General features: G+C 68.9%; 6 protein-coding genes. All 6 read right to left on the bottom strand.

Features of this window, described 5'->3' with window-relative positions:
* Positions 1-129: 129 nt before the first annotated feature.
* The 6 genes from ACTDI4_RS16820 to ACTDI4_RS16795 all read right to left on the bottom strand — a co-directional run bounded on the left by ACTDI4_RS16820 (position 130) and on the right by ACTDI4_RS16795 (position 12,024).
* Positions 130-1,173, bottom strand: coding sequence for a sulfate/molybdate ABC transporter ATP-binding protein (locus tag ACTDI4_RS16820; RefSeq protein ID WP_442842232.1), 1,044 nt, complete (start codon positions 1,171-1,173; stop codon positions 130-132).
* Positions 1,174-1,188: 15 nt separating this feature from the next.
* Positions 1,189-2,055: a sulfate ABC transporter permease subunit CysW gene (cysW, locus tag ACTDI4_RS16815; protein ID WP_442843383.1), complete on the bottom strand. Its 867-nt coding sequence runs from the start codon at positions 2,053-2,055 to the stop codon at positions 1,189-1,191.
* 10 nt (positions 2,056-2,065) lie between these two features.
* A complete protein-coding gene (cysT, locus tag ACTDI4_RS16810) occupies positions 2,066-2,917 on the bottom strand; it encodes a sulfate ABC transporter permease subunit CysT (RefSeq protein WP_442842231.1) in 852 nt (283 codons plus the stop codon).
* A 46-nt stretch (positions 2,918-2,963) separates the two neighbouring features.
* Positions 2,964-3,992, bottom strand: coding sequence for a sulfate ABC transporter substrate-binding protein (locus tag ACTDI4_RS16805; protein WP_442842230.1), 1,029 nt, complete (start codon positions 3,990-3,992; stop codon positions 2,964-2,966).
* Between the two features lie 167 nt (positions 3,993-4,159).
* The gene (pbpC, locus tag ACTDI4_RS16800) at positions 4,160-6,217 is read right to left on the bottom strand and encodes a penicillin-binding protein 1C (protein ID WP_442842229.1); all 2,058 of its coding nucleotides are present in this window, start codon (positions 6,215-6,217) and stop codon (positions 4,160-4,162) included.
* Positions 6,218-6,513: 296 nt separating this feature from the next.
* Positions 6,514-12,024 (bottom strand): alpha-2-macroglobulin family protein, encoded by a 5,511-nt coding sequence (locus ACTDI4_RS16795; protein ID WP_442842228.1) that lies wholly within the window; start codon positions 12,022-12,024, stop codon positions 6,514-6,516.
* Positions 12,025-12,062 lie beyond the last annotated feature (38 nt).

Genomic DNA, 12,062 nt, shown 5'->3' with positions numbered 1-12,062 from the left:
GATACCGCGCACCATAGAGGGCGGGCGGGCCAAGACGAGGCACCTGGGTGCCGAGGTCGCGGATGAAATAGAAAATCGATCCGGAATGCCGATAAGAACGGGAACGGATTTCCGGATCGTGGATTGGCGCTAGGCTTCCGCCGGAAACAGCTTCCAGCGGCGCGGGCGGAAGGCGACGCGGCTCTTGCTCGCGGCCGTGTGGTCGATGGGAAGCTCGATCTCCACGCGCCTGCGGTCGCCGCCCACCTCCAGTTCCACGCGCCGCGTCTCGGCCACGCGGCAGCTGTTGACGACGGTGCCGGCAATGCAGCCGCCGCAGCCGTCCAGCAGTTCCACCTCGTGCGGGCGGAAGAACAGCGTGCCCTTGCCTTCCGGCGCGTCCCCGGCCGAAAGGCCGATGGGGCGGTCCGCGATCCAGACCTGGCCGTCCTCGACCTTGGCCGGCAGCGACGAGGATTCGCCGATGAAGCCGTAGACGAAGGGCGAGTTGGGCGTGTCGTAGACCTCGTCGGCCGTGCCCACCTGCTCGATGCGGCCCTGGCTCATCACCACCACGCGGTCGGCCAGTTCCAGCGCCTCCTCCTGGTCGTGGGTAACGAAGATGGTGGTGTGGCCGGTAGCGTCGTGGAAGTCGCGCAGCCAGCGGCGCAGGCCGCGGCGCACCTGGGCGTCCAGCGCGCCGAAAGGCTCGTCCAGCAGCAGCACCCTGGGCTCGATGGCCATGGCGCGCGCCAGCGCCACGCGCTGGCGCTGACCGCCGGAAAGCTGCGCCGGATAGCGGTCCTCCAGCCCCGAAAGCTGGACGAGGTCGAGCAGTTCCAGGGCGCGGCGGCGGATCTCGGCCGCCGGCGGGCGGGTGGCGGCGGGGCGCACCTTCAGGCCGAAGGCGATGTTGTCGGCCACGGTCATGTGGCGGAACAGCGCGTAATGCTGGAACACGAAGCCGACATTGCGCTGCTGGATGGTTTTGTGCGAGGCGTCCTCCTCGCCGAAGAAGACCTTGCCGCGCGTCGGCCTCTCCAGCCCTGCGATGAGGCGCAGCAGCGTGGTCTTGCCCGAGCCGGAGGGGCCGAGCAGCGCGATCAGCTCGCCCGAGCGGATGTCGAGCGACACGTCATGCAACGCCGGGAAGCGGTCGAACTCCTTGCGCACATTGGCAACGCGAACTTCCATCGAAAGATTTCCCCGTCAGTGTCCGCGGCTGCCGGCAAGGGCGTGGCCGTAGCGGATTTCCAGTATGGTCTTGAGCGCCAGCGTCACCAGCGCGAGGCCGGCCAGCAGCGAGGCCACGGCGAAGGCGCCGACGGCGTTGTATTCATTATAAAGAATCTCGACATGCAGCGGCATGGTGTTGGTCTGGCCGCGTATGTGGCCCGACACCACCGAGACGGCGCCGAACTCGCCCATGGCGCGGGCGTTGCACAGGAGCACGCCGTAGAGCAAGCCCCATTTGATGTTGGGCAGCGTCACGTAGCGGAAGGTCTGCCAGCCGCTGGCGCCCAGTGAAAGGGCCGCTTCCTCGTCGCCGGTGCCCTGTTCCTGCATCAGCGGGATCAGTTCGCGCGCCACGAAGGGGAAGGTGACGAAGATGGTGGCCAGAACGATGCCCGGCACGGCGAACAGGATCTCGATGCTGTGCGCCTTGAGCCACGGCCCCAGCACGCTCTGCGCACCGAACAGGAGCACGTAGACCAGGCCGGCGATGACCGGCGAAACCGAGAAGGGCAGGTCGATGAGCGTGATGAGGAAGGCCTTGCCCTTGAACTCGAACTTGGCGATCGCCCAGGCGGCGGCCAGGCCGAAGACGATGTTGAGCGGCACGGAGATGACCGCGACCGTAAGCGTGAGGCGGATGGCGGCGCGCGTGTCGGGGTCGCCGAGCGAGGTGAGATAGGCGTTTACGCCCTTTGCGAAGGCCTGCTGGAAGACGATGGCCAGCGGCAGCACGAGGAAGATGCCGAGAAAGACGAAGGCGGCCGCCATGAGCGCGGCGCGCGCGGCGCGACTTTCCGTCACCGCGGCCGAGGGGCCTGCCGCGCCGGCCTCTCCGGCCATGATCTGTGGGTCAGCCATAGCGCTTGCGGCTCCATGCCTGCAAAAGGTTGATGACGAGCAGCATCACGAAGGACAGCGCCAGCATGATCGCCGCGATTCCGGTGGCGGCGGCGTAGTTGTATTCCTCCAGCCGGATGATGATGAGCAGCGGCGCGATCTCGGAAATCTTGGGCAGGTTGCCGGCGATGAAGATGACCGAGCCGTATTCGCCGACGCCGCGGGCGAATGCCAGCGCGAAGCCGGTGAGGATGGCCGGCGCCAGGCCGGGGAACAGCACGCGGGTGATGGTCTGGAAGCGGCCGGCGCCGAGCGTGGCCGCCGCCTCCTCGACCTCGCGGTCGATCTCCTCGATGATCGGCTGCACGGTGCGCACCACGAAGGGCAGGCCGACGAAGATGAGCGCCACCACGATGCCGAGCGGCGTGTAGGCCACCTTGACGCCGAGCGCGGCCAGCGGCTTGCCCAGCCAGCCGTTGGGGGCATAGAGCGTGGTCAGCGCGATGCCGGCCACGGCGGTGGGCAGGGCGAAGGGCAGGTCGACCATGGCGTCGACGATGCGGCGGCCGTAGAAGTCGTAGCGCACCAGCACCCAGGCCACGATGGTGCCGAACACCACGTTGACGGCGGCCGCGATCAGCGCCGTGCCGAAGCTGATTTCCAGCGCCTTCAGCGTGCGGATGTCGGCGGCGATCTTCCAGAAGTCGGCCCAGCCCAGCGCGGCGGAGCGCCACACCAGGCCCGACAGCGGGACGAGGATGATGAGGACGAGGTAGACAAGCGTGAAGCCGAGCGTCAGCCCGAAACCGGGGATGACGCTCGGCTGCCGGAACCTTGCCCCCGCCATGGCGGGCACCATGCTCATGCTTTTTCCGTTCTCCTTGGATTCGTGGCGTTTCGGGCCGGTCGTCTCATTGGGCCGGCTTATAGACCTGATCGAAGATACCGCCATCGCCGAAATGGTAGGCTTGCGCCTTTTTCCAGCCGCCGAATTGCGGGTCGTCGATGGTGACGAGGGAAAGCTTCGTCTCCCAGCCCACCGCATCGGCCTCGACAAGCTCGGGCTTGGCCGGCCGGTAGTGGTTGCGGGCGATGATGGTCTGGCCTTCCTTCGAATACAGATATTTCAGATATTCCTCGGCCACCTTGCGCGTGCCCTTGGCGTCGACGTTGCCGTCCACCACGGCCACCGGCGGCTCCGCCAGGATGGAGGAGGGCGGATAGACGATATCGAAATTGTCGGCGCCGAATTCGTCCAGCGCCAGATAGGCTTCGTTTTCCCAGGCCAGCAGCACGTCGCCCAGCCCTTTCTGCGCAAAGGTGACGGTGGAGCCGCGCGCGCCGGTGTCGAGCACGGGTACGTTGGCGAACAGCCTGGCGATGAACTCCTTCGTCTTCGCCTCGTCGCCGCCGTCTTGCGCATTGGCATAGGCCCAGGCGGCGAGGTAGTTCCAGCGCGCGCCACCGGAGGTCTTGGGATTGGGGGTGATGACCTGGACGCCCTGCTTCACCAGGTCGTCCCAGTCCTCTATGCCCTTGGGGTTGCCCTTGCGCACCAGGAAGATGATGGTGGAGGTGTAGGGCGCGGAATTGTTCTCGAACCGGCCGCGCCAGTCGGGGGCGATCTTGCCGGTCCTGTCGGCGATCGCGTTGATGTCGCTCTCCAGCGCCAGCGTGACGACATCGGCTTCGAGGCCGTCGATGACGGCGCGTGCCTGCGCGCCGGAGCCGCCATGCGACTGCTGGATGGTGACGGTTTCGCCGGTCTCGGCCTTCCAATGGGCGGCGAAGGCCTCGTCATACTGCTTGTAGAGTTCGCGCGTCGGGTCGTACGACACGTTGAGGATGGTGGTGTCGGCGAAAGCGAAGCCGAGCGTGCCGAACTGCACGGTTCCGGCCACCAGTGCTGCAGCAAGAGTTCGGAAATGAAGTCGCATCATTCCTGTCTCCGTTGGGTACGGGTTTAATCTACAGAAATGGTAGAAATTGAACCCGGCCGGACGTTGCCTTTTTCCGGCCGGCGAAGAAAATTTTCGGCGAAATGACGGGCGCTTGAGAAACTTCTTCCTTGCCGGAGCCGGTTTTTCCGGCAGCCGGGGCGGGCGCTCTATTCGACGAACACCTTGACGCTGGCGGCGCGGCCGGCGGCGTCGATGACGGTCAGCGTGGAATAGCCCGCGCTGTCGGGCTGCCACGTCGCGGTGCGGGTGCGGTCTAGGCCGGCGAGCGGCTTGCCGTTGGCCAGCCAGCGGAACGGCGCGCGCCCGCCCTGCAGTTTCAGCACGAGCGGGGTGGCCTCGGCGGAGGCGGCGCCGAGGTCGACCCGGGCGCCGTCCGGTGGGAAGACGATGCGCGGGGCCGGCTCCGTGGCGCCGTTGATGCCGCCGGTTGCCGGGCCGAATCGCGCCAGCGTCACCGGCAGTTCGTCGCGTCGCGGCGTCACCACGCCGGCCGGGCGCGGCGGCAGCGGCACGGCGGCGAGGCCGGAGCGGGCAAAACCCTCGAACAGGATGGGCGCCGCCGAGACATAGCCGGACAGGCCGGGCACGGCGCCGGCATCGGCGCGGCCCACCCACACGCCCAGCACGTAGCGGCCGTCGTAGCCGATGGACCAGGCGTCGCGATAGCCGTAGGAAGTGCCGGTCTTGTAGGCGATACCGCGCCGGGCCGCGCCTTCCGGCGGCCGCACCCCGGCCAATATGTCGGTGATCTGCCAGTTGGCGGACGCGTCGAGCAGGGTGGTCGCCGCGCCCGTTTCGGCTGCCTTCTCCGTTCCGTCGCGCAGTCTCTCGACCCGGCCGCCATTGGCCAGCCCGCAATAGAGCTGGACCAGGTCGCGCAGGGTCACGCCGACGCCGCCGAGGCCGATGGCCAGCCCCGGCGCCTGGTTGAGCGGCAGCGCGGGGCTCACGCCCGCCTGGCGGAAGCGGGCAGTCAGCCGCGCCGGGCCGACGGCGTCGAGCACGCGGATGGCCGGCACGTTGAGCGACAGTTGCAGCGCCTGGCGGATGGAGACGTCGCCCTGGTAGCCCATGTCGAAATTCTTCGGCCGGTAGCCGGAGAAGTCGGCGGGGCTGTCCTCGATCAGCGTTTCCTGCGCCACCATGCCCTGCTCGAAGGCCAGCCCGTAGATGAAGGGCTTCAGCGTCGAGCCGGGCGAGCGCAGCACCCGCGTCATGTCGATCCAGCCGGAGCGGCCGCCGTCGAAATAGGAGGCCGAGCCGACCTCGCCCAGAATGTCGCCGGTGCGCGAATCGGCCATCACCATGGCGATCGACAGTTTCGGCCCCAGCCGGGCCGCCGCATTTCGGGCAACCGCCTCCAGCCCCTGCTGCACGCTCTTTTTCAAGGTGAGGCGGGGCGGCCTGCCGGCCGGCGCCGTCTTCAGCGCCAGGTCGGCGGTGTGCGCGGCCAGCGCCGGCAGGGCGCGGCGAACGCCCGGCACCTCGTCCAGCGCCGCACGCGCGGCCTCGCGCTCGCCGAGCCGGCCGGCCGCCACCATGCGCTGCAGCACGCGGTCGCGGGAGGTCTGGGCGGCCTGCCGGTTGCGGTCGGGCCTGCGTCGTTCCGGCAGTTGCGGCAGGGCCACCAGCAGAGCCGCTTCCGAGACGGTGAGCCGCTTCGGCTCCTTGCCGAACCAGGCCAGCGTTGCGGCGCGCACGCCTTCCAGATTGCCGCCATAGGGAGTGAGCGTAAGATAGCGTTCGAGGATCTCGTCCTTCGACAGCCGCCGCTCGATCTGCAGGGCGCGTAGCGCCTGCTTGAGCTTGGCCGCGACGGAGCGGCCGTCGCGCGGCTCGATCAGCCGGGCAAGCTGCATGGACAGCGTCGAGCCGCCGGAGACGATGCGGCCCTGGGTGACGAGCTGGAGGGCGGCGCGGCCGATCGCCAGCGGATCGATGCCGGCATGGTCGCGGAAGCGCTTGTCCTCATAGGCGATCAGCATGTCGACGAAGGCCGGGTCCACCTGGTCGAGCCGGGTGGCAAGGCGCCAGTAGCCGTCGGGAGCCGCATAGGCGCGCAGCAACTGGCCGTCCCGGTCCAGCACCTCGGCCGAGACGGGGAGCGTTTCGGGCAGGGGCGGGGGGAAGGCGCGGTCGAGCGCGAGAAGGGCTGCGGCGGCAAGTGCAAAGCACGCCAGAACGGCCGCTGCACGGAAGGACATGCTGCGAAGGGCCTTTTGTGACGCCTTCTTCATCCGATTTCGCCTGCTTCGGCCGTTTTCTGCAATGGGCGTTTCGATGCGGAAATCCTGACGGGCAGGGTGTGATTTCTACCCCCACCCCTAACCCCTCCCCACAAGGGGGAGGGGAAGGGTCGCGCCGCCGTCCGTGCAAAGACCTTTGAGGATTGATGCAGGCAGGCGCGGACCCAAAGTCCCCCTCCCCCTTGTGGGGAGGGGTTAGGGGTGGGGGTGGAAGGGCACGGTTGCATGGCGGAATGAGCCGGGTTTCGGGCGCCCTACTGCGCCCTCACCTCCATCATGCCGGTGGCGGTGCGGGCCGAATATTGCGGCCGGTACATGTCCTCCACGCTGGCGGCCGGGTGGGCGTAGACGCCGGGGGTCACCGCGCGCACCACATAGGCCAGCGTCTTGGTGCTGTCGCCGTCGTCCCGGCTGCCCTCGTCGTCGCTCTCGCCGCCGGGGCCGAAGGCGGCCACGAAGCGGTCGTTGCGGAACTCCACATGCGCCGGGTTGGTCTGCGCCAGCCATGAGAAGTTGGCGAGCTGCGCGCTCGACACCAGGCTCGGATTGTCGATCTCGAAGCCGGCCGGCAGCAGGTCGGTCACCAGCACGCGCTGCGGCCAGTCGTTGAGCTGCTGCACCTTCAGCACCACCACATAGCGCTCGTTCTGTTGCGCCTCGGTGACGTTCGTCTCGCTGCCGTCGAGATTGTAGTAGGTGCGCTCGATGGTGAAACCGTCGCCGCCGGCCGGCAACGGCTGGGCGGGCGCGGCATGGCTGGTGACGACGGCCTGCACCGCCGCCTGGCCGGCATTGCCGACGGTCAGCGGGTTGTCCAGCAGGTCGTTGCCGGACATCTCGGCCGAATAGGCGCCCTTGTGCGGGGCGCCGTCGATGGTGAGCGCGATCGCCTCGTTGCCGTCCTTGAGCGCACGCGCGGCCAGCAGCATCCAGGCGTTGTCCTGGGTGCTGGTCCAGCGCGCATCGGCACGCTCGCGCGCCACCAGCTTCAGCAGGTCGGGCACGATCGCGGGCGTTGGCCGGCTTTCGGCGGCAAGCGCCAGCATGGCGGCGCCGTCGCGCAGCGGCGAGCCGTAGTCGGCGCGGTAATAGTCGTAGTCCGCCGTCTGGCGCGCGAGCCGGAGCGCGGCGTCGAAGGTCGCCTCCGCGCGCTGGGCGTCGCCATAGAGCGAAAGAGCCGCGCCGAGCTGCGCCACCGCCATGGGGCTGGCGAAGGAGTCCAGCTTGGTGTCGGCATAGTAGCGCAGATCGCCCACGGAGGCCTTCTTGTTGCGGGCGAGCACATAGAGCGCATAGGCGATCTCGCTGCCCCGGCTCTGCACGTCCTGGTCGTAGCCCAGCGAGTTCTGCAGATTGGCCAGCGCCTGGGAGACGGCCTGTGCCGGCACGTCGAATTTCGCCTCCCGCGCGCGGGTGAGGAAATCGGTGACATAGGCGTCCAGCCACAGATCGCCGGAGCCCGGCCCCCACAGGCCGAAGCTGCCGCTGGAGGACTGGTTGTTCAGCACCTTGTAGACGGCGTCCTGGATGCGCTGGTGCAGGTTCGGGTCGCTCGCCATGCCGAAGCCGGAGGCCATGTCGTTGACATAGATGAGCGGCAGGGCGCGGCTGGTGGTCTGCTCGGTGCAGCCATAGGGATAGCGGTCGAGCGACATCAGAAGCGACGGCACGTCCAAGGCGGCGGCCTGCGAGATGCCGACGCTGACGGACGCGCCCTCCAGCAGGCTGGCGGCCAGAAGCTCGCGGTCGACGCGCAAGGTGCCGCCGGGCTTCAGGTCCACCACCATGCGGGTGGTGACGGGAAGCTGCGCCGGACGGATGGGCAGAACAAGCGTCTGCTCGACCGCCTCCGGCCCGTCCTGACGGGAAAGCCGCACGGTGACGGCGGCGTCGCCCGCGGCCACCGCGATCAGCGGGACGGTGAGCGACTGGCGCTTGCCGGCGACGAGGCTCAGCTTGGCCGGCACGGCGTCGTCGCCCACGGTGAGGTCGCCGGTGGCGGTGACGGTGAGGTCGTAGTCGCCGTCGGGGGCGTCGGTGTTGGCGATGTCGAGCCGCATGACGGAGGAATCGCCCGGCGCCATGAAGCGCGGCAGGCCGGCGGTGACGACAACGGGATCGCGCACGATGACGTCGGTGACGGCATGGCCGACGGCGTTGCCCGTCCAGGCTACGGCCATGACGCGCACGGTGCCGTTGAACTGCGGGATGTCGAAGGAGATGGTGGCCTTGCCGTCCGGCCCCAGTTCGACCGGGCCGGAGAAGAAGGCGACCAGCTTTTCCGTGGGCGGGCTGCCCTGGCTCTGCATGGCGTTGCCGTCGCCGCCGGTGCGCAGCCGGCCGGTGACGCCGAGCGAGCCGTCGATGAGGCGGCCGTAGAGGTCGCGCAGCTCCAGCCCCATCATGCGCTGGCCGAAATACCAGCCTTCCGGATCGGGCGCCTTGTAGCTGGTCAGGTTCAGGATGCCGACATCGACGGCGGCGACCATGACATATGCCTTCTCGCCGGCCCCGGCGCCGGTCACGGCGACCGGGATCGACAGGGCCTGGTGCGGCAGGGTCTTTTCCGGCGGCGCCAGCGCCACGGCGAGCTTCTTCGCGCCCGGATTGACTGGCAGCCATTTCACGCCGATGGCGCGGGCGGGCATGCGCGACTGCTCTGCGTCGCCCGGCCGGAACAGCGTGGCTGTGACATAGGCGCCGGCACCCCAATCGCCGGCCACGGGGATGTCGACCGTGCCGCCGCCCGCCGGGATGGAGGCGGTGACGGTCTTGAGCAGCCGGTCGGCGCCGACGGTCACCAGCAGCTCGCCGGCGAAATGCGGGGACACCTTCAGCCGCGCCACCTCGCCGGCGGCGTAGCCGTCCTTGTCGAGCGCGATCTCCAGCGCGTCGGGCGTCTCGGTGGAAGAGGCGGCGACATACCAGCCGGCGTCGAATTCGTAGCTGGTGGCGGGGCCCTGCGGGTCCGCCGTCGAAACCTCAAGCCGGTAGCGGCCCCAGTCCACGGGCAGCGAGACGGTGGCCTCGCCGTTTGCGGCGATGTCCGCCGTGCCGTTGGTCACCGCCCTGGTCAGCGTCACCGGCTCGTAGTTCCAGGAGCCGCCGCTGCGATACCATTGATAGTTGCGCTCGACCTTGACCAGCGACCACGCCGCTCCTTGCAGCGCAGCGCGTTTGCCGTCGGGGTCGACGGCGATCAGGCTGAACTTAGCCGTTCCGCCCTGCGGCACCTCGTCGCCGGAAAAATCGGGGCGGATGCCGATCATCTCGCCCTGCGGGCGGATGGCGAGCTGGAGCGAGCGCTCCACGGCGCGGCCGCCGGCCTCGCGCATGCGCACCGTCACCTTTGCGTTGACCAGCCGGGTGGTGGAGGGAAGCTGGTCGACCGTGACGGGGAAGCTCGCCTTGCCGTCGTCGCCCACCAGCGGCAGGTCGGCCAGCGGCGTCACGGTGGGCTCGGCCGCCTGCTCGTCGGCGAGGCCGAAGACATAGCCCTTGAAGCGGTCCCAGTCGCGGGTGGGAACAAGCGTCGTCTCGCCCTCCAGCGCCAGCCCTGCGGCCGGCGCGCCATAGAGAAAGCGGCCATCCACGGTGACGTTCGCCGTCTCGCCCTGCGCGATCTCGGTTCTGTCTGCGCTCAGGTCGAACTCGATGCGGTCGGGGACGAAATCCTCCACCAGGAACATCTGGCTGGCGACGGCCGGCTGCTTGGGGTCGGTGTAGATGTTGACCGCCCAGGTACCGCGCATGGTGTTGGCCTGCAGCGCAAGCTCCACGGCATGGCCGCCGGCGGCCGCGCCGTCGCTGACCATGCGGCGGTCCTCCACGCCGTCGGGACGGGTGAAGACGAAGGTGAGCGGCAGGTTCTCCACGGCCCTGGCCGCATCGTCGCGGGCGAGGGCCGCCACATGCACGGTCTCGCCGGCGCGGTAGATGCCGCGCTCGGTCCAGGCATAGACGTCGAGCGCGCCGGGGGCGGCGCGGCCCGCCACCCCGCGGTCGGAGAGGTCGAAGCCGGCCCTTGTCATGTCGAGGAAGACGAAGTCCTGGTCGCCCTGCTTGGCCATCAGCACGGCCGGCACCAGCCCGCCTTCGCCACGGGTGAGGCCGGGGTTGAAGACGGCGCGGCCTTCCGCGTCGGTCGAAGCGGTGCCGAGGACCTCGTTGTTGCGGGCGAGCAGGGTCAGTTCCGCGCCCTGGATCGGTTTGGCCGAGCCGAGCGAACGGGCGAAGACCGACAGCCCGTCCTGGCCGGTATAGGTGGACAGGCCGATGTCGGAGACGACGAACCATTGCGTGGCGCGCGAGTTCCATTCGTCGCTGCGGTCGTCCACCGGCTGCGCGGTCAGCACGTAGACGCCGGGCTTGCGCTCAGGCAGGGCCTCGTCCACGGGGAAGGAGGTGGTCACCTCCTTGTTGAGCTCGTTGGCGATCTCCATGCGGCCTTGCCACACCGGCTCGCCCATCTGCTCGGATATGTTGGAGACGTCGTAGCCGTCGAGCTGGCGCAGGAACTGGTAGCCGGACAGAAGCTGTGTCAGCGCGCGATCGCCGATGCGGTAGAGCTTCATCTCGGCCGCGTCCATGTTGACGGTCACGACCGGGATGCCGCGGCGCGCGCCGGAGGGCAGCACGAAACTGTCGCCGGTGAAGCGGGCGGAAGGCCCGCGGTCCTGCACGTAAATGGACAGCACGACGGGCGCGGAGATGACCTCGCCGATCGCCGCCGGCAGGCCGGCGCGGAAGGTCACGTCATAGTGCTGGCCGTGCTCCAGCCCTTCCACGCAGATCTGCTTGCCGCCGGCCTCGATGCCCTTGGGAGCCCGGCCGTCCACGGTGACGAACTGGGAATAGTCCACGCCGGTCTTGAGCAGCTCTTCCGAGAACTGGGCGCAGATGCGCGGCGCGCTGGTGTCGGCATCGACGGAATGGTCGACGATGCGGAACCCCTTGCGCGCCTTCAGGTCCTCGTAGTCGGCGCGCACCGCCGGCGAGGAGGCCAGCGCAAGGCTCGCCTCGTAGGCCTGCAGGGCGGCGCGGAAAAGGTCGCGGCGGTCGAGGCCGGCGGCCAGCAGCGCCAGCGCTTCGGCGCGTTCGCTGGCCGTGCGGGTGAAATTGTAGCCGTTGAAGGCGGCGGAGGTGGCGTTGGCGGGCAGGGTCGAGGTTTCCTGCCCGTCGGCGGGCTGCGTGGCCAGCGTCTCGCGGGCCAGCTTCAGCCACAGCGCGCCGTCGTCGGGCATGACCGAAAGGGCGGCCTCGTATTTCTGCATGGCCGTGCGGTGGTCGCCGGCGGCGGACGCCTGCGCGGCTTCCTCGTCGAGCGCGGAAAGCCCCTCGGCCGGTCGGGCGAAGCCGGGGCCTGTGAGATAGGTGCGGTATTGCCGGGCCTGGTCGGCCATCCAGGCCGGGAAGAAGCCCAGCTCGGGCGGCGCGCCGATGTCTTTCTCGCCCTCGACCGCCACGGCCTTGCCGGCGACTGCGCCGTTGAACGGCTTGAGCGTGTTGAAGTCGGATTTCAGGAAACACCATTTGGCCTTGGTGTTGTAGGTGAAGGCGCGGCAGGCGGGATCGCCGAGGCAATCGGCCTTGCACTGGTCGAGCGTGACGTTCTGCTCCGAGCGCAGGTCGAAGCCGAAATAGTCGGCATTTTCGGTGGTGACGATGCGCCGCGTTTCGACGGCGCCCGCAGGGACGGTCCACACCGCTCCGGCCAGGAGGCTCAGGAGCAAGAAAGGCAGGAAGCGAGCCGCACGCAATGCCATGATACCCTCTCCAACAACGCCCGCCCGTCGAGCGGGTG

This window comes from Mesorhizobium sp. PUT5, assembly GCF_052216645.1.
Classification (GTDB): Bacteria; Pseudomonadota; Alphaproteobacteria; order Rhizobiales; family Rhizobiaceae; genus Mesorhizobium.
This window is presented reverse-complemented; position numbering and strand designations above follow the sequence as displayed.